Origin of the sequence: Alistipes sp. UBA1686, assembly GCF_002320215.1 — a bacterium.
GTDB classification, from domain to species: Bacteria; Bacteroidota; Bacteroidia; order Bacteroidales; family Rikenellaceae; genus Alistipes; species Alistipes onderdonkii.
The window spans coordinates 17161-34907 of record NZ_DCKA01000007.1 but is presented as its reverse complement, the minus strand read 5'-3'; the positions used below and the strand labels follow the sequence as shown (position 1 = coordinate 34907).

Annotated in this window: 16 protein-coding genes; 9 read left to right on the top strand and 7 right to left on the bottom strand. The window is 62.1% G+C overall.

Features of this window, described 5'->3' with window-relative positions:
• Positions 1-54 precede the first annotated feature (54 nt).
• Positions 55-3597: a pyruvate:ferredoxin (flavodoxin) oxidoreductase gene (gene nifJ, locus B3C38_RS01730; RefSeq protein WP_286724699.1), complete on the bottom strand. Its 3543-nt coding sequence runs from the start codon at positions 3595-3597 to the stop codon at positions 55-57.
• 788 nt (positions 3598-4385) lie between these two features.
• Between nifJ and B3C38_RS01725 the strand changes: the two genes are divergently transcribed.
• Positions 4386-5624: a M16 family metallopeptidase gene (locus B3C38_RS01725; protein WP_286724697.1), complete on the top strand. Its 1239-nt coding sequence runs from the start codon at positions 4386-4388 to the stop codon at positions 5622-5624.
• Positions 5621-6886 (top strand): M16 family metallopeptidase, encoded by a 1266-nt coding sequence (locus B3C38_RS01720; protein ID WP_286724694.1) that lies wholly within the window; start codon positions 5621-5623, stop codon positions 6884-6886. Before B3C38_RS01725 ends, B3C38_RS01720 begins: the two co-directional genes overlap by 4 nt.
• A gap of 184 nt (positions 6887-7070) precedes the next feature.
• Here the strand turns inward: B3C38_RS01720 and rsmA are convergent, their stop codons facing one another.
• From rsmA to recQ, 6 genes are all read right to left on the bottom strand, one after another.
• Positions 7071-8015 (bottom strand): 16S rRNA (adenine(1518)-N(6)/adenine(1519)-N(6))-dimethyltransferase RsmA, encoded by a 945-nt coding sequence (rsmA, locus tag B3C38_RS01715; protein WP_286724691.1) that lies wholly within the window; start codon positions 8013-8015, stop codon positions 7071-7073.
• Entirely contained in the window at positions 8008-8412 is a 405-nt protein-coding gene (locus tag B3C38_RS01710; protein ID WP_022333273.1) for a GNAT family N-acetyltransferase, read from the bottom strand. Before B3C38_RS01710 ends, rsmA begins: the two co-directional genes overlap by 8 nt.
• Before the next feature lie 63 nt (positions 8413-8475).
• Positions 8476-8715, bottom strand: coding sequence for a hypothetical protein (locus tag B3C38_RS01705; RefSeq protein ID WP_018694971.1), 240 nt, complete (start codon positions 8713-8715; stop codon positions 8476-8478).
• 1 nt (position 8716) lies between these two features.
• Positions 8717-8911, bottom strand: a complete 195-nt coding sequence (locus tag B3C38_RS01700; RefSeq protein ID WP_018694970.1) for a hypothetical protein — start codon at positions 8909-8911, stop codon at positions 8717-8719.
• A gap of 3 nt (positions 8912-8914) precedes the next feature.
• Positions 8915-9133 carry a hypothetical protein gene (locus B3C38_RS01695; RefSeq protein ID WP_022333272.1) on the bottom strand — a complete coding sequence of 73 codons (219 nt, stop codon included), beginning with the start codon at positions 9131-9133 and terminating at the stop codon, positions 8915-8917.
• A gap of 74 nt (positions 9134-9207) precedes the next feature.
• Positions 9208-11400, bottom strand: coding sequence for a DNA helicase RecQ (gene recQ / locus B3C38_RS01690; RefSeq protein WP_286724681.1), 2193 nt, complete (start codon positions 11398-11400; stop codon positions 9208-9210).
• 100 nt (positions 11401-11500) lie between these two features.
• On the opposite strand from recQ, the gene lptB reads away from it, so the two are divergent.
• The 7 genes from lptB to B3C38_RS01655 all read left to right on the top strand — a co-directional run bounded on the left by lptB (position 11501) and on the right by B3C38_RS01655 (position 17720).
• The gene (gene lptB / locus B3C38_RS01685) at positions 11501-12322 is read left to right on the top strand and encodes an LPS export ABC transporter ATP-binding protein (RefSeq protein ID WP_022333270.1); all 822 of its coding nucleotides are present in this window, start codon (positions 11501-11503) and stop codon (positions 12320-12322) included.
• Between the two features lie 66 nt (positions 12323-12388).
• On the top strand, positions 12389-13633 hold the full coding sequence (aroA, locus tag B3C38_RS01680) for a 3-phosphoshikimate 1-carboxyvinyltransferase (protein WP_256166332.1): 1245 nt from the start codon (positions 12389-12391) through the stop codon (positions 13631-13633).
• A gap of 5 nt (positions 13634-13638) precedes the next feature.
• Positions 13639-14616, top strand: a complete 978-nt coding sequence (locus B3C38_RS01675; protein ID WP_022333269.1) for a chorismate synthase — start codon at positions 13639-13641, stop codon at positions 14614-14616.
• Positions 14616-15515, top strand: a complete 900-nt coding sequence (prmC, locus tag B3C38_RS01670; protein ID WP_286724647.1) for a peptide chain release factor N(5)-glutamine methyltransferase — start codon at positions 14616-14618, stop codon at positions 15513-15515. The genes B3C38_RS01675 and prmC overlap by 1 nt, the downstream gene beginning before the upstream one ends.
• Positions 15497-16009, top strand: a complete 513-nt coding sequence (locus tag B3C38_RS01665; protein WP_278734961.1) for a regulatory protein RecX — start codon at positions 15497-15499, stop codon at positions 16007-16009. The genes prmC and B3C38_RS01665 overlap by 19 nt, the downstream gene beginning before the upstream one ends.
• The gene (locus B3C38_RS01660; protein ID WP_286724643.1) at positions 15994-17523 is read left to right on the top strand and encodes a M23 family metallopeptidase; all 1530 of its coding nucleotides are present in this window, start codon (positions 15994-15996) and stop codon (positions 17521-17523) included. The genes B3C38_RS01665 and B3C38_RS01660 overlap by 16 nt, the downstream gene beginning before the upstream one ends.
• Positions 17508-17720: a hypothetical protein gene (locus tag B3C38_RS01655; protein WP_286724641.1), complete on the top strand. Its 213-nt coding sequence runs from the start codon at positions 17508-17510 to the stop codon at positions 17718-17720. Before B3C38_RS01660 ends, B3C38_RS01655 begins: the two co-directional genes overlap by 16 nt.
• Positions 17721-17747: the final 27 nt, after the last annotated feature.

Sequence of the window (17747 nt, the reverse complement as noted above, 5' to 3'; positions counted from 1 at the left end):
TACAAAAAGGGCCGCGGCACAATGCCGCGGCCCTCCGCATAACGTATAATATAATTAGTATTCCATCTTCGCAAGGCGCTGGTAGCCGTTGTAACGCCATTTGGCGTTCTCCTCGGCAGCTGCGAACAGCTCGTCGGCCTCGGCCGGGAACGACTTTTTGAGCGAAGTGTAACGCACCTCCTTCATCAGGAAGTCGCGGAACTTCGACCAGTCGGGCTCCTTCGAGTCCATCACGAACGGGTTCTTGCCCTGCTCCTCGAGCTGCGGGTTGTAGTGCCACAGGTGCCAGTAACCGCAGGCTACGGCCTCCTTGCCCACGGTCTGCGTGCGCGTCATGCCGCCCTTGATGCCGTGGTTGATACACGGAGCATAGGCGATCACGAGCGACGGGCCGGGATAGGCCTCGGCCTCCTTGAGCACGTTGAACAACTGCATCTGCGAAGCGCCGATCGAAACCTGCGCCACGTATACGTAGCCGTAGGTCATGGCGATGGCGCCGAGGTCTTTCTTGCGGATACGCTTGCCGGCCGAAGCGAACTTGGCGACGGCACCCACGGGCGTCGATTTCGACGACTGTCCGCCGGTATTCGAGTAAACCTCGGTATCCACGACCAGAATGTTCACATCCTGGCCCGATGCCAGCACGTGATCGACACCGCCGAAGCCGATATCGTACCCCCAGCCGTCGCCGCCGATGATCCACTGCGACTTCTTCACCAGCCAGTCCTTCATCTCCAGGATATCCTTGCAGTAATCGCAGCCGCAGGCTTCCATCATCGGGACGAGGCGCGCCGAGACCTCGGCCGATTTGGCCGACGAACCGCGCGAAGCGATCCACTCCTGCATGACGCCCTTCAGCTCGTCGGAGCATTTCGTACAGTTGGCAATAGCCTGCTCCATCGTATTCTGGATACGGTCACGGAGTTTCTCGACACCGAGGTGCATACCCAGGCCGAATTCGGCGTTGTCCTCGAAGAGCGAGTTCGCCCATGCCGGGCCCTGGCCCTTGTCGTTGGTGCAGTACGGGGTCGACGGTGCCGAGCCCGAATAGATCGAGGTGCAGCCCGTGGCGTTGGCAACCATCATCTTGTCGCCGAACAGCTGCGAGATAGCCTTGATATAGGGAGTCTCGCCGCAGCCGGCGCAGGCACCCGAGAACTCGAACAGGGGCTGTGCGAACTGGAGGTTCTTCACCGACTTGGTCTTGTCGACGACCTGCTTGTAGCCGATGTGCCGGGTGATGTACTCCCAATTCTTCTGCTGGGGCATCTGCTCCTCCAGCGGGCGCATCACCAGCGCCTTCTCCTTGGCCGGGCAGACGTCCACGCAGTTCGAGCAGCCCGTACAGTCGAGCGGCGAGATCTGGATGCGGAACTTGTACTCCTTGGTCTCGCCCAGCCCCTGCTTCCATTCCACGCCCGATGCGGCGGCCTCGGCCTCCGTCGCGAGGAACGGACGGATCACGGCGTGCGGGCAGACATAGGCGCACTGGTTGCACTGGATACAGTTCTCGATCTTCCACTCGGGGACATTCACGGCGATGCCGCGCTTCTCGTAGGCGGCCGTGCCGTTCTCCCACGTACCGTCCTCACGGCCCGTGAAAGCCGATACCGGCAGGTCATCGCCCTTCAGCCCGTTGATCGGCTCGACGATCTTGCGCACGAACTCGGGATACGACGCATCCGAAACATGTGCGAAGCCGTTGTCGTCGATCTGCGCCCATTCGGCCGGCACCTCGACCTTCACCACGGCGTTGCCGCCGGCGTCGACGGCCGCATAGTTCATGTTGACGATGTCCTCGCCCTTCTTGCCGTAGGATTTCAGGATGGCATGCTTCATCTCGTCGACAGCCTTGTCGAACGGGATGACGTTGGCGATCTTGAAGAATGCCGACTGCATGATGGTATTCGTACGCGAACCCAGTCCGAGCTCGGCGGCGATCTTCGTGGCGTTGATGATATAGAAATTGATCTTGTTCTTGGCCAGATAGGCTTTCATATGGTCGGGCAGCGTGGCGCAGGTGGTAGCCGCGTCGTGCACCGAGTTGAGCAGGAACGAACCGCCGGCTTTCAGCCCTTTCAGCACGTCGTACTTGTCGACGTACGAAGGCACGTGGCAGGCCACGAAGTCGGGCGTGGTGACCAGGTAGGGCGAAGTGATCGGCAGGTCGCCGAAACGCAGGTGCGACGAGGTGTAACCGCCCGACTTCTTCGAGTCGTACGAGAAATATGCCTGGCAATATTTGTTCGTCGTGCCGCCGATGATCTTGATCGAGTTCTTGTTGGCGCCTACCGTACCGTCTGCCCCCAGGCCGAAGAACAGCGCCTCGAATGTACCGGGCTTGGCGAGCGAAATCTCCTCGCCCACGGGCAGCGAGCGGAAGGTCACGTCGTCCACGATGCCCACCGTAAACTGGTTCTTGGGCTCGTTGGCCCCGAGGTTGGCGAACACGGCCAGCATCTGCGCCGGCGTGGTGTCTTTGGACGAAAGGCCGTAGCGGCCGCCGATGATGAGCGGTTTGCGGTCGGCCGGAATATCCTTGCAGTTGGCGAATGCCTCGACGACATCCAGGTAGAGCGGGTCGCCGTTGGCTCCCGGTTCCTTCGTACGGTCGAGCACGCAGATGCGCTTCACCGTTTCGGGCAGCACCTCGCCCAGGTATTTCACCGAGAACGGGCGGTAGAGGTGTACCGTCACGACGCCCACCTTCCCGCCACGGGCGTTCAGGTAGTCGACCGTCTCCCTGAGGGTTTCCGTCACCGAACCCATCGCCACGACGACATGCTCGGCATCTTCTGCCCCGTAGTATACGAACGGCTTGTACTCGCGGCCGGTGATCTTCGAAATCTCGCGCATCGCCTCGGCAACCATGTCGGGCACGGCGTCATAGAAACGGTTGGCGGCCTCGCGGGTCTGGAAATAGATGTCGGGGTTCTGCGCCGTACCGCGGGTGACGGGGTGCTCGGGGTTGAGCGCCCGCCGGCGGAACTCAGCCAGCGCATCGCGGTCAAGCATCGTCGTCAGAGCGGCCTCGTCGATCAGCTCAATCTTCTGGATCTCGTGCGAGGTACGGAAGCCGTCGAAGAAGTGCAGGAACGGCACGCGCGATTTGAGCGACACGATGTGCGCCACGCCCGCCAGATCCATCACCTCCTGTACCGACGAGGTGGCCAGCATGGCGAACCCGGTCTGGCGGGTGGCCATGACGTCCTGGTGGTCTCCGAAAATCGACAGCGACTGTGCGGCCAGCGCACGCGCCGAAACGTGGAACACGCCCGGCAGCAATTCGCCGGAGATCTTATACATATTGGGGATCATCAGCAGCAAACCCTGCGACGCGGTGAACGTCGACGTCAGGGCACCGCTCTGCAACGAACCGTGTACGGCGCCTGCGGCACCGGCTTCGGACTGCATCTCGACAACTTTCACCGTTTCGCCGAAAATATTTTTGCGACCCTGTGCGGCCCACTCGTCCACGAGTTCGGCCATGGTCGACGACGGCGTGATGGGATAGATCGCCGCAACTTCCGAGAACATGTATGCAACATGTGCCGCAGCGTAGTTACCATCACAAGTGATAAATTTCTTTTCTGCCATTTTGTTGAAATTTTAGATGATATTGTGTGTTTTTCCTGGATTCGGGACAAAATGCGTTGCAAAGATAACAATTCCGGCGGAAAAATCAGTCCGATTTTCTGACAAATCATCCGGTTTTTTCACTACGCAGGATGTTATTGGAATAACAACGGGGTTGTTATTTATTTAACAGCGAACTCGCGGATAATCACCGACTTGCCGAACTTATTATCCGATAGCGGATTACCCGCCACTCCCTCGCGGGCACAGTCCGGGCTGTGCGTGCACGGGGCCGGAGCGCCACCCCTGCCGGCAAGACAAATCCCGGGCCGGAAAAAGCAGCGGAATTTTTTCACAGACACATTGGCGGTTGAGAAAACAGATATTTTTTTGGCCGTCAACAAATTTTACGCGGCGAAACACTGGGAAATAAAGGCCGATAAATAGGTTGTTCGGGCGCGGCGATTGCAAATCGGGATTTTTTTCCTAATTTTGTTCCATAATTCGTTCTTTACATATCATCGTGTATAAACGATAGTATTGGGGCCCTAAAATCTGGTAAATTTTTTGTTATCCCACAATACAGATCGTACCCAGAAGGGTGCGTGCTGTGATTTGTGGGATAGAGGCTGACCAGAGCCATGGGCCACAGGTTCGGCACCACTCTTCCCGTTTTCTGCCGAAGCGTTTTCCACACGCAGCGGCAGGGTAATGGATTCCAATCCCCAAACTTCATAGTCTTCGAATCCATCTTCAAATGAGGCGTCACTAAATTTTCCTGCCGCTGCTTTTTTACTATCTTTGCATCCATGATCGAATACAAGAAGAGAACACTGGCGAACGGCCTGACGGTCGTCGTCAACCGGGATAAGGCTTCGAAACTCGCCGCAGTAAACATATTATATAAGGTCGGGGCGCGCAACGAGAACCCCGCGCGCACGGGTTTCGCCCATCTGTTCGAACACCTGATGTTCCGCGGCACGCGCGAAATCCCGAATTTCGACCTGCCCGTGCAGATGGCCTGCGGCGACAACAACGCCTTCACCAACAACGACTATACGGATTTCTACATCACCCTCCCGAAGGACAACATCGAGACCGCACTGTGGCTCGAAAGCGACCGCATGGAGGGGCTGGACATCACCCCCGAAAAACTCGAGGCGGAGAAACGCGTGGTGATCGAGGAGTTCCGCCAGCGCTACCTCAACCAGCCCTACGGCGACCAGCCGATGCTGCTGCGGGCACTGGCCTACAAAGTCCACCCCTACCGCTGGGCGACCATCGGGCTCACGCCCGACCAGATCGCCGGAGCGACACTCGACGACGTACAGGCCTTCTACCGCACCCACTACCACCCTTCGAACGCCATCCTGTCCGTCTCGGCCGACTTCGACGAGGAGCGCATGCTCGACCTTGCCGAAAAATGGTTCGCCCCGCTCGCCGACCGCACCGTGACTCCTCAGCCCATCCCCCGGGAACCGCAGCAGGAGGCGCCCCGCCGGGAGACGGTCGAACGCGACGTGCCCGCCACGACCCTGTCGCTGGCATTCCACATGGGCGGCCGTACCTCGCAGGATTTCTATACCGCCGACCTGGTCTCCGACCTCCTGTCGGGCGGCGACTCGTCGCGTCTCTACAAACACCTGGTGCAGGAACAGCGCCTGCTGGCCTCGGTCAACGCCTACATTTCGGGCGACGTCGACCCGGGGTTGTTCGTCTTTACAGGGCAACTGCTGCCGGATACCACTCCCGAACAGGCCGAAGCGGCTTTCCGTGCCGAAATCGAGGCATTGCAGAGCGTCCCGGCATCGGACTACGAGGTCGAGAAGGTCAAAAACAAGTTCGAGGCCAACACGCTCTTCGGCGAGCTGAACGTGATGAACAAGGCGATGAACCTGGGCTTCTACGAGATGCTGGGCGACCTGCCGCTCATCAACGGCGAGGTGGCGGCCTACCGTGCCGTCACGACCGGCGACATCCTCGCCTTCAGCCGCCGCACCTTCCGCCCCGGAAACTGTTCCACCCTTATCTACAAAGCGAAAAAATGACACAACCACCCCTCGTAATACCCTCCGACGTCGAGGTCGCACAAGCCGGGAAGAGCCTGCTGGCAAACGGCTCGACACTCTACACGCTCGCCTCGGACGACTTCGAAGTGCTGCGCGTCACCTTCGTGTTCCGCGCCGGTTCGGCCATGCAGCGGGTTCCCTTCTCGGCATCGGCCGCCGCCAACATGCTCGCCGAGGGGACGCGCGACATGACGGCGCACCAGATCGCCGAACGGCTCGATTACTACGGCTCGTACTACGACGTCAACATCGACCGCGACTATGCCTACATCAGTTTCTGCATGCTCTCCAAATTCTTCGACGAAACGCTCGCCGTAGCCGAACAGATACTCCTGCACCCCGTTTTCCCCGAGGAGGAACTGCGCACCTACTGCGCCAAGCGCAAGCAGCGGCTGGCCGTCGAACGCACGAAGGTCGACACCCAGGCCCGCGAGGCTTTCGCCCGCGCCCTTTTCGGGCCCTCGCATCCCTACGGCATCTCGGCCGACGAAGCCCAATACGATAAGCTCACGCGCGGGGATGTAGCGGCGTTTTATGAAAGCCACTATACGGCGGACAACGGGTTCACGATATGCAGCGGGCGCATCGGCGACCACGAACGGCAGGCCGTCGCGGCGCTGGCGAAACGGTTGCCGCGGCGCAAACCCGAAGCCGGCATCCCGTTCCCGGCACCCGTGACGCAGCACGAAGCGCGGGTCGACCATCCGGGCGCCGTACAGTCGTCGATCCGCATCGGAAGGCTGCTTTTCCCGCGCCAGCATCCCGATTTCCTCGGCATGCAGGTCGTGGCATCCGCCCTGGGCGGTTATTTCGGTTCGCGCCTGATGCAGAACCTGCGCGAGGAGCACGGCTATACGTACGGCGTGGTGGCCGCCATGGTCAACTTCGAACGGGAGGGCTATTTCGCCGTCGCGGCACAGGTCGGGACGGAGGTCACGCAGGACGCCCTGCGCGAGATTTACACCGAAATCGAACGGCTGCGCGCCGAGCCGATGCCCGAGGGCGAACTTTCGCTCGTGAAGAACATTATGGTCGGCGAGATGATGCGTATCCTCGACGGGCCGTTCGGCATTGCCGACGTTACGATCGAGAACATCCTCTGCGGCCGCGACCATACCGTCATCAACGAGAACATCCGCCGCATACAGGCCATGACGCCGGCCGACGTGCAGCAACTGGCTCGGAAATACCTCTCCCGCGAAGAACTGGTGACGGTCATTGCGGGAGACCTGCGAAAATAGACGCCTGCGCATTGCGGCTGCGGAGCAATGCTCCGCCCGCCAAACGGCATGAAAAAAGCACCGGGCTCCCCCGGTGCTTTCCCATTTCCGCCTCCGGTACACACTGTCCGCCCTTCCGGCCCGGCATCCGACGGCTCGAACCCGCACCCAAACTGCGGTATCCGACGTCCACGACCCGCCGCGATTATTTCCGGTTGGCCGCGACCCAGTCGGTCAGCTGCACGAAATCGGCGACCGAGAGCTGCTCGGCGCGCTGCGTAAAAAAGGGATGTTCTGCGCCGCCGAAATCGCCGAACACCGCCCGCAGCGAGTTGCGGATCATCTTGCGGCGTTGGCCGAATGACGCTTTCACCACCTTCACGAACAGCGCCTCGTCGCAGCCGAGCCGTCCGACGCTGTTGCGGCGCAGGCGGATAACGGCGCTTTTGACCTTGGGAGGCGGGTTGAAAACCGTTTCGTTGACCGTAAAGAGGTATTCGATGTCGTACCAAGCCTGCAACAACACGCTCAGGATGCCGTACTCCTTCGACCCCGGAGGCTCCGCGATCCGTACGGCGACCTCCTTCTGGATCATACCGACGCATTCGGGCACCAGGTCGCGGTGCTCGAGCACCTTGAAAAATATCTGCGAGGAGATGTTGTAGGGGAAATTCCCGATGATCTTCAGTCCCCGCGGAAAACGCTCGCGCAGGTTCATCTTCAGGAAATCGCCCTCGATCAGCCGCGGTGCGAACTCGGGGAAATGCGCATGGAGGTACCCGACGCTCTCCGGGTCGATCTCGGCGCCGTAGGTGGTGATGTCGCCGCGCCTGAGCAGGAACTGCGTCAGCACCCCCATCCCGCAGCCGACCTCCAGCACGTCGCAGGGGACTGCGCCGCCCCGTTCCTCTTCCGCGGCCGCCGGCGCACCGGCAGCGGTCGTATCCGCCGCAAGCCGGGCATCGGCACTTGCAGCTACACCCCTCCGGGTTTCCGCATCGGCATCGGCACTTCCAGCCGCCACCGCCCGGGTTTCCGCCCCGGCCTCCGGTCTTACGCCCCCCGAAAGCGCATCGCAAATCTTGCGCGCGATATTGAGGTCGACCAGGAAATGCTGTCCCAGCGCCTTTTTTGCCCTTACTTCACTCATTTTCGTCTTTCAGTAATTCGTAATAACAGCCGTCCACGAACGCCCCGTTCTTGAAAAAAGCCTTGCGGAACGTCCCGACATGTCGGAACCCAGCTTTCACCAACACCCGCTGCGATGCGGAATTGGTGGCATAAGCCGCGGCAAAGATACGAATTATCGGGGTATTTGCGAACATCCACTCCACGGCCTGCCGGACGGCCGCCGTCATCATGCCCCGCCCCCGGCAGCGGCTTGAGAGCCAGAAGCCGATTTTGGCGCCGAAGCGCTCGACATCCGTCCCGAGCACGAACCCCACGCCGCCCACGGCCTTGCCGCCTGCCACGACGGCGAAATCCAGCGGCAGGAAACAAGCCCGCTCTTCCGGAATAAAACTGCCGCCCCGGGAAAACCGCCCCATCGGAAACCGCAAGCCTCCGCCCGGAAACCGAACCGCCGGGCAACGATGTCCGGCGGATGAAGGTCAGCGTTTCGACCGGCGGGATTTTTTCTTTTCCTGCCGCTCCCGGGCACGGCGTTCGAGCCGCACGCGGCGCTGCGTGAGGCGGAACGTATAGAGCAGCCCCACGAAACCCACGCCGAGCAGCGTGATCCAGAACCACACGGCAATGCCGCGCTCCATATACTCCAGGGCGTAGATTATCCCGGCCACCGCCACGATCATCATCACGAGGCGGACTATCTGCATCACATTGGTTTTCATATCAGTCTTCGTTTTGCGTATTTTTGCGGCCCATGCTCCGGGCGCGGACGGCCAAAATCCCCGACGCACCGATCAGTACGAGCGGCACGTACCAGATATCCCGCCCGTCGTCGGACAGGATCCGCCACAGCGAAACGACGCCGCACACGAAGAAAAACACGGACATGATCGTCAGGAACCGTTGCATGGCACACATAGGTTACGGTATTTTGTATTTGTTCACCTCGTCGAGGTGCTTGCGCTTGCGCTTGTGGCATTCGTTATACACCATCCCGACGCCTGCAAGCACGAACAATACGGCCACGACAAGGTCGAATATACAATTGCTGTTCGACAAGGCCCAGAATATATTGACTCCGAGCCACACGAGTGTCACGATCAGGAAAATCACGGCAACAGTAAAAGTCTTTTTGTTCATAGGCGTATTATTAAGTTAGTGTCAATCCTCGGAACAGTGACGCAACAGCCGTGGGATGGCAGGTGTCCAGGGCGTCAGTTGCCCTGCTCGCAGATGAATTTGATACGCACCAGACGTATCTCCTCCTCCGTATAGTCGGCCCCCAGTTCGTCGATGGCCGCATCGAGCGAATCGCTCTCGGCGTCCTCCTTGAAATAGAGGTAAATGTCCTCGATCTTGTCCTCGTCCATAAAGTCCCTCAGATAGTACGAGATGTCGAGCTTCGTACCCGAGTTGACGATGCCTTCGATCTCGGTCAGCAGTTCGTCGAAATCGAGGTCTTTGGCGCGGGCGATATCCTCGAAATCCATCTTCCGGTCGATGGACTGGATGATGAAGATCTTGTTGCCCGACTTGTTGCCGACCGACTTGACGATCATGTCCTGCGGACGGATGATCTCCTTCTCCTCGACATAGGCCTTGATGAGCTTGACGAACTCCTCGCCGAACTTGCGGGCCTTGCCCACTCCCACGCCGGTGATGTTCTGCATCTCCTCGATGGTGATCGGGTACTGCACGGCCATGTCCTCGAGCGACGGATCCTGGAAGATGACGAACGGCGGCAGCCCGTGCTGCTTGGCCACTTTCTTACGCAAATCCTTGAGCATCGCAAAGAGTTCCTCGTCCGCCGCGCCGCCCTTGCCCATCGGGACGACGGCCTCGGCCTCCTTCTCCTCCTCGTCATAGTCGTGGTCGAGCGTCACGGTGACGGGGAAAGGCATGGCGATGAAATTCTCGCCCTTGCGGTTCACCGAGATCAGCCCGTAATTCTCGATATTCTTGTCCACCAGCCCCAGGATCAGCGCTTGGCGCAGCACGGCGCCCCAGAAACGCACGTCGTGCTCGGCACCCGCCCCGAACCACTTGCTCTTGTTGTGGCCGTAGCTCTTGATGAGCGCCGTGGTCTTGCCCGTGAGCACGTTTATCAGGTAGTCGGCCTTGAACTTGTCGCCGATGTCGCGCAGCGCCTCGAGCGCCATCTTGAGCGCCGCCCGCGCGTCGATCTTCGGCTTGGGATTCCGGCAATTGTCACAGTTGCCGCAGTTCTCCTCGGTATACTCCTCGCCGAAATAGTGCAGCAGCGTCTTGCGGCGGCACATCGAACTCTCGGCATAGGACACCGTCTCCAGCAGCAGCAGCTTGCCGATCTCCTGCTCGGCGATGGGTTTGCCCTGCATGAATTTCTCCAGTTTCTGAATGTCCTTGTAACTGTAAAACGTCAGGCAGTAACCTTCGCCGCCGTCGCGGCCGGCACGCCCCGTCTCCTGGTAATAGCCTTCGAGCGACTTGGGGATGTCGTAATGGATGACATAGCGCACGTCGGGCTTATCGATGCCCATGCCGAAAGCGATCGTGGCGACGATCACCTCGACCCGCTCCATCAGGAAGTCGTCCTGGTTGGCGGCGCGCGTCGCGGCGTCCATGCCCGCATGGTAGGCCAGCGCGCGGATGCCGTTGGCCACGAGCAGTTCGGTCAGCTCCTCGACCTTCTTGCGGCTCAGGCAGTAGATGATGCCGCTCTTTCCCTCGTTCTGCTTGATGAAGCGGATGATATCGCGGTCGACGTCCCCCTTGGGGCGTATCTCGTAATAGAGGTTCGGCCGGTTGAACGACGACTTGAACACCGAGGCGTCGGACATGCCGAGGTTCTTCTGGATGTCCAGCTGCACCTTGGGCGTCGCCGTCGCCGTCAGGACGATCAGCGGCGCAGCGCCGATCTCGTTGATGATCGGGCGGATGCGGCGGTACTCGGGCCGGAAATCGTGTCCCCACTCCGAAATGCAGTGCGCCTCGTCGATGGCGTAGAACGATACCTTTATCTTATGCAGGAAGGCCACGTTGTCCTCCTTGGTCAGCGATTCGGGGGCGAAATAGAGCAATTTCGTCTTCCCGGCCAGCACGTCGGCGCGCACCTGCGCGACGGCCGTCTTGTTGAGCGACGAATTGAGGAAATGGGCGATGCCCGACTCGGCCGAGAAGGTGCGCATGGCGTCCACCTGGTTCTTCATCAGCGCGATCAGGGGGGAAATGACGATCGCCACGCCCTCCATGAGCATGGCCGGAAGCTGATAACAGAGGGATTTCCCGCCGCCCGTAGGCATCAGCACGAACGTATCCTTCCCTTCCAGCACATTGCGGATCACCGCTTCCTGGTTCCCTTTGAACGACGAAAAGCCGAAGTACTCCTTCAGCTTGTCATGCAACAGGGACGATTCAAATTGTTTCATTTCGCCGTTTCTACTCTAAAATCAGAAAATTCAATGTAAAGTTAAAAAACTTTTCGGAAAAAAGCATAACTTTGTAAAAATTTTATAGCAAGAGAACGCAATGCGCCTATACACCAGCGAACTTGTCAAAAAATATAAGGCCCGTACCGTCGTCGACCACGTCTCGATCGACGTCAACCAGGGGGAGATCGTCGGACTGCTCGGCCCCAACGGAGCCGGCAAGACCACGACTTTCTACATGATCGTGGGGCTTATCAAGCCCAACGAAGGGCGCATCTTCCTCGAGGACGACGAAGGCAAGGTCGCCGAACTGACCAAGGAGCCGGTCTACAAACGCGCCCAGATGGGCGTGGGCTACCTGGCACAGGAGGCATCGGTCTTCCGCCGCCTGTCGGTCGAGGACAACATCCGCGCCGTACTCGAAATGACCGATTTCTCGAAGGAATACCAGAACGAGCGCGTCGAGTCGCTGATCGAGGAGTTCCGCCTGCAAAAGGTGCGCAAGAGCCTCGGCATCCAGCTTTCGGGCGGCGAACGGCGCCGTACGGAGATCGCACGCGCGGTGGCCATCAACCCGGCGTTCATCCTGCTCGACGAGCCCTTCGCGGGCGTCGACCCCATCGCCGTGGAGGACATCCAGTCGATCGTGGCGACGCTCAAGCACAAGAACATCGGCGTCATCATCACCGACCACAACGTCGACGAGACGCTGGCCATCACCGACCGCACCTACCTGCTCTACGAGGGCAAGATCCTCAAGACGGGTACGGCCGAGGAACTGGCCGCCGACCCGATGGTTCGCAAGGTCTACCTCGGCCAGCATTTCGAGCTCAAGAAGAGCCACCAGCTGACCCAGCAGATGAAAAACCGCAAGGGACAGCAGGCGCAGCAGGCCGGGGAGGAGACCGAAACACAGGAATAGAGGCGAGGATTTTAATTTCAGGGTGCCGGCCAACCCCGGTGCCCATAAAAGCATATAACCTACACAATGGACAAGACGGTTCCATTGGGCCGCGTTAAAGGCACGCTGACGCCGCCCTGTTCGAAAAGCTATGCACAGCGTGCCCTGGCGGCATCGCTCCTCTGCGGGGAGACCTCGGTGCTGCGCAACCTGGAATTCTGCGACGACACGCGCTCGGCGCTGCGGTGCATCGAGACGCTCGGCGCCCGCGTAAAGCACGTGGACGCCTCGACCCTTTCGATCGAAGGCGGGCTGCATCCCCGCGGGAAGGTGCTGCACGTCGGCGAATCGGGGCTCGCCACACGGCTTTTCACCCCCATCGCATCGCTCTGCGGGATGCCCGTCACCATCGAAGGCCAGGGCACCCTGCTACGGCGCCCCATGCACATGATGATCGAACCGCTGCGCCGCCTCGGCGTCCGGGTACGGGACAACGACGGCTACCTGCCCTTCGAAGTGTGCGGCCCGATCCGGGGCGGGGAAATCGACGTCGACGGTTCCGTTTCGTCGCAGTTCATCACGGGGCTGCTGCTGGCGCTCCCGCTCTCGCAGCACGACACCACGCTCCACGTCCGCAGCGCCGTCTCGACCCCCTATCTGGACATGACCGTCGACACGGCGGCACGGTTCGGCGTGGAGATCTGCCACAACGACTACAAGGAGTTCTACATCGAGGGCGGACAGCGCTACCGCCCGGCTTTTTTCAGCATCGAGGGGGACTGGAGCGCCGCGGCCATGCTGCTCGTGGCGGGCGCCGTCGCGGGCGAAGTCACCGTGAAGAATGTCTCCATGCTTTCGAAGCAGGCCGACACGGCCATCTGCACGGCACTCGTGCGGGCCGGGGCCGCGGTCATCAACGACGAGGACTCCGTGACGGCCTCGCACCGTCCCCTGCGCGCCTTCGAATTCGACGCCACGCACTGCCCCGACCTTTTCCCGGCACTCGCGGCACTCGCGGCGGCGGCCCAGGGCGAGAGCGTCATCCGCGGTACCTCGCGGCTCGAACACAAGGAGTGCAACCGTGCGGACGCCATCCGCGAAGAGTACGCCAAGGCGGGCATCGAGGTGGACACCTCCCAGGAGGACGTCATGCGCATCCGCGGCGGCAGGATCCGCGCAGCCCGCGTGCAAAGCCACGGCGACCACCGCATGGCCATGTCGATGGCCGTCGCAGGGCTGCTCAGCGACGGGGAAATGACCATCGAAGACGCCGAATGCGTCGCCAAGAGCTACCCCGGATTCTTCGAAGACCTGGAAAAAATCAGAATCTGAACGCCATGAATATTTTCGGACACAATTTCAGGCTCGCCATCTGGGGGGAGTCGCACGGGCCGCAGATCGGCATCTCGATCGACGGGGTTCCCGCAGGTATTCCGCTCTCGGCGGAAGATTTCGAAGCCGACCTCGCACGCCGCCGCAGTGGGGCCCGCGGCACCACGCCGCGCCGCGAGCCGGACATCCCGCAGATCGTATCGGGGCTTTATAACGGCATGACGACGGGGGCGCCGCTCACCATCGAATTCGCCAACACCGACACCCATTCGCAGGACTACGCCACCGTAGCCCGCCACTACCGGCCTTCGCACGCCGACCTGGTGGCCTACCACCGCTTCAACGGGTTCAACGACCCGCGGGGCGGCGGCCATTTCTCGGCACGCCTGACCGTGGCGTTCGTCGCCGCGGGCGTCGTCGCCAAGAAGATGCTCCCGCCGGGCATCGCCTTCGACACGCGCCTCACCGAGATCGGCGGATGCACCGACCCTGCGCGCTTCGACGAGGTACTGCGCGCGGCGGCGGCCGACCTGGATTCGGTCGGCGGAATCATCGAATGCCGCGTACAGGGCGTCCCGCTGGGACTGGGACAACCCTTCTTCGATTCGGCCGAAAGCCTGATCGCCCACCTGTTGTTCGCCATCCCGGCCGTCAAGGGGGTCGAATTCGGCAGCGGCTTCGCCGGGGCGCGTCTGCGCGGTTCGCAGAACAACGACCCGCTGCTCGACGTCGAAGGCACCACTGCGACCAACAACGCGGGCGGAATCAACGGCGGAATCACCAACGGCAACGAGATCGTGGTACGCGCGGCGGTCAAGCCGACCCCGAGCATCGGGCGCGAACAGAATACCTACAACCTGGCGACGGACAAGGTCGAGCCGCTCACGATCCGCGGCCGCCACGATGTCTGCGTCGCCCTGCGCGGAGCCGTGGTCGCCGAGGCCGCCGTGGCCATCGCGCTGGCCAACTTGATCCGGCACTGATGTCTGTCCCCGAAACCTCAGCCCCATACGCCCCGCAGCCGCAGGGCGCCCCGGAGGTCACCACCCGCCGCGGGCTCCTCGACCGGCTCACAGCCCGTCTCACGGGACTTTACGACGCCCGCGAGGCGCGGAGCATCGCCCTGGTCGCCCTCGCCGAATCGTCGGGGCTTCCCCTATCGGCCTTGCTGACCGACCCCGGCGCACCGATGGCAGCCGACGGGTTCGAGGCGATGGCCGCACAACTCGCCGCCGGCCGTCCCGTGCAATACGTGGTGGGGCACACGGAATTCTACGGGCACCGCTTCGCCGTACGCGAAGGGGTGCTGATCCCCCGCCCCGAAACCGAGGAGCTGGTCTCCTGGGTGGTACACGACGAACGCAGGGCCCGTGCCCTGCTCGACGTGGGCACCGGCAGCGGCTGCATCGCCGCGAGCCTGGCGCTCGCGCTGCCCGGGGCCGAGGTTTGCGCGGCCGACCTGTCGGACGCGGCGCTGGCGATCGCCGCCGAGAACTGCCGCACGCTCGGCGCCCGGGTCACGCTCCGCAAGGCGGATGCGCTCGGCGGCCTGGACGAAATCTTCCCGGGGCCGTTCGACACCATCGTCTCGAACCCGCCCTACGTCCCGCAAAGCGACCTTGCGGCAATGCACGCCAATGTCCGGGAGTACGAACCCCGCGAGGCGCTGTTCGTCCCCGACGACGACGCGCTGCAATTCTACCGCGCCATCGCCCGCGCCGGGCGGCGGATGCTCCGTCCCGGCGGGAAGCTCTATTTCGAGATCTACGAACGCTCGGCCGGGCAGATGCGCCTCCTGCTCGGCGAGGAGGGATATACGGACACCGAGGTGCGCGAAGACCTCAACGGAAAACCCCGCATGGTATGCAGCAGGATGAACTAAGGAAAAAGAAGTTCAAGACACCCGAGCAGGCGCTCGCCGCGCTCATGCGGCTCTGCGCCCGCGCCGAAAAATCGCAGGAGGACGCCCGGCGGCTGATGCGCGGCTGGGGACTCGCGGAACGCGATGCCGAGGGGGTGCTGGCCAAACTCGTCCGCGACCGCTTCATCGACGATGCCCGTTACGCCGGGGCTTTCGTGCGCGAAAAACTGCGGCTGAGCGGCTGGGGCGGATACAAGATCCGCACGGCCCTGCAACGCAAGCGCATCGACCGGGCGCTGATCGACGCGGCACTCGCCGAAGCCGACCGTTCCGGCATGGACGAACGCCTGCGCCGGCAACTGGAACGCAAGGCACGAACGGCGAAATATACGACACAATACGAACTGAAAACCAAACTGATACGTTACGGGCTTTCGCTGGGATACGACTACGAAACGGTCGTGGAGGCCGCCTCGGGGCTCGTGACGGACACGGAGACATGCGACGAATTCTGATACTGCTCATATCGACCGCCGCCTGCCTCGGGGCCCGGGGACAACACCCCGCCCCGGAGGAGTACATATACCCGATCCGCGACGTCGAAGGGCTCTACTCGGCCAATTTCGGCGAGATGCGCCCGGCGCATTTCCACGCGGGCATCGACATCAAAACCGACGGTGCCGAGGGCAAACCCCTCGTGGCCGTGGCCGACGGCTACGTCTCGCGCGTAAGCCTGGGCGCCTACGGCTACGGGCGCGCCGTCTACCTCACGCTGCACAACGGCACGACCGCCGTATACGGCCACCTGCAACGCTTCCGCAAGGACATCGAGGAGCGCGTGCGCGAAGAGCGCCACGCCCGCCGCTCGAACAGCGTAAACCTCTGGTTCGGCCCCGACACCTGGCCCGTGAAGCAGGGCGACGTGGTGGGCTATTCGGGCAACAGCGGCTCGTCGATGGGGCCGCACCTCCACTACGAACTGCGCGACACCCGCACGCAGCGGCTTTACAACGTCGTAAGCGCCGGGATCATCCGCCCCCATGACGACCTCCCGCCGCGCATCATGCGGATCCACTACATCGAGGTCGACACCGTGCAGGGCGTCCCCGTGCACAGCCGCCCGGAGAGCTATGCCGTCGTCCGCAGCGCCGGGGGCAACTACCGCCTGACGCGCGAAGAGCCCGTCGGCGCGGGGCGCAAAGGCTACTTCGTCGTCGAGGCCAGCGACCGCCGCAACGGCGTGGGCAACACCTTCGGCCTGTGGCGCCTCGCCCTATCGGCCGACGGCAAGCCCCTTTTCGAATACCGCATGGACGGCTTCGAGCAGGCGAATTCGCGCTGCTGCGACGCCGTGAGCTACTACCCGCTGCAACTCACCTCGCGCAACGAGGTGATCCGCACGGCGCAACTGGCCGAATCCCCCGACTGTTTCTACCCCGTCATGGAGGAACGCGGAATCGTCCGCACCGAAGCGGGACAGACCCGCCGCATCCGCATCGAGGCATGGGACGACTGCGGCAACCGCTCGCAGCTGGAATTCGACATCCTCGGCCGGACGGAGAGTTTCCGTGCCGAAGCCGACAGCGCCGCCACGGTGCTCACCCCCGGGCGGACGGGCATCGTCCGCCTCGGGCGCGAAGTCACGGCACGCATCCCCGCCGGAGCGCTCTACGAACCGGTTTTCTGCCGCGCTGAACGCTGCCCCGCCCCGGCGTCCGATTCGACGCTCCTCGTCCTCACGTCCGGCTACCGCATCCTCCCGGTCACCACGCCGCTGCACCGGGCGATGACGGTCAGCGTGCGGGCGTTCGTCCCCGAAAACCTGCAGCCCCACACGGTGCTGGCCGCCCGCAACGTCAAGGGGCGCCTTACCTGCATCGGCGGGAAATACGCCGACGGTGCCGTCACGGCCACGACCCGCACCACCGGAGAACTGTTCGTCGTGGCCGACACCATCCCGCCGCGCATCCGCCCGCTCTTCCCGAAGGGGCAGACCTCACACGCGCCCCGGCCATGCGCTTCCGCGTGAGCGACAACTTCTCGGGCATCGCCTCGTGCACCCTGTTCATCGACGGCAAATGGGTTCCCTGCGACCGTCTCCCGATGCAGGACACGCTGATCCACCTGTTCGAGGAACCCCCGGCCCGCAAAAGCCACAGCGTCCGGCTCACCCTGACCGACGCCTGCGGCAATACGGCCTGCTGGGAAGGAACAATTCGCCGGTAATCCTATTTGTTTTCCGGAAAAATTTTT

What these genes read in the sequence shown, in the direction of transcription:
- B3C38_RS01675 (WP_022333269.1), top strand. Translation starts at nt 13,639, where the DNA reads ATGAATATTTTCGGACACAATTTCAGGCTCGCCATCTGGGGGGAGTCG.
- B3C38_RS01695 (WP_022333272.1), bottom strand. Translation starts at nt 9,133, where the DNA reads ATGAACAAAAAGACTTTTACTGTTGCCGTGATTTTCCTGATCGTGACA.
- B3C38_RS01705 (WP_018694971.1), bottom strand. Translation starts at nt 8,715, where the DNA reads ATGAAAACCAATGTGATGCAGATAGTCCGCCTCGTGATGATGATCGTG.
- B3C38_RS01655 (WP_286724641.1), top strand. Translation starts at nt 17,508, where the DNA reads ATGCGCTTCCGCGTGAGCGACAACTTCTCGGGCATCGCCTCGTGCACC.
- lptB (WP_022333270.1), top strand. Translation starts at nt 11,501, where the DNA reads ATGCGCCTATACACCAGCGAACTTGTCAAAAAATATAAGGCCCGTACC.
- B3C38_RS01665 (WP_278734961.1), top strand. Translation starts at nt 15,497, where the DNA reads ATGCAGCAGGATGAACTAAGGAAAAAGAAGTTCAAGACACCCGAGCAG.
- aroA (WP_256166332.1), top strand. Translation starts at nt 12,389, where the DNA reads ATGGACAAGACGGTTCCATTGGGCCGCGTTAAAGGCACGCTGACGCCG.
- B3C38_RS01660 (WP_286724643.1), top strand. Translation starts at nt 15,994, where the DNA reads ATGCGACGAATTCTGATACTGCTCATATCGACCGCCGCCTGCCTCGGG.
- nifJ (WP_286724699.1), bottom strand. Translation starts at nt 3,597, where the DNA reads ATGGCAGAAAAGAAATTTATCACTTGTGATGGTAACTACGCTGCGGCA.
- B3C38_RS01700 (WP_018694970.1), bottom strand. Translation starts at nt 8,911, where the DNA reads ATGTGTGCCATGCAACGGTTCCTGACGATCATGTCCGTGTTTTTCTTC.
- B3C38_RS01710 (WP_022333273.1), bottom strand. Translation starts at nt 8,412, where the DNA reads ATGGGGCGGTTTTCCCGGGGCGGCAGTTTTATTCCGGAAGAGCGGGCT.
- recQ (WP_286724681.1), bottom strand. Translation starts at nt 11,400, where the DNA reads ATGAAACAATTTGAATCGTCCCTGTTGCATGACAAGCTGAAGGAGTAC.
- B3C38_RS01725 (WP_286724697.1), top strand. Translation starts at nt 4,386, where the DNA reads ATGATCGAATACAAGAAGAGAACACTGGCGAACGGCCTGACGGTCGTC.
- prmC (WP_286724647.1), top strand. Translation starts at nt 14,616, where the DNA reads ATGTCTGTCCCCGAAACCTCAGCCCCATACGCCCCGCAGCCGCAGGGC.
- B3C38_RS01720 (WP_286724694.1), top strand. Translation starts at nt 5,621, where the DNA reads ATGACACAACCACCCCTCGTAATACCCTCCGACGTCGAGGTCGCACAA.
- rsmA (WP_286724691.1), bottom strand. Translation starts at nt 8,015, where the DNA reads ATGAGTGAAGTAAGGGCAAAAAAGGCGCTGGGACAGCATTTCCTGGTC.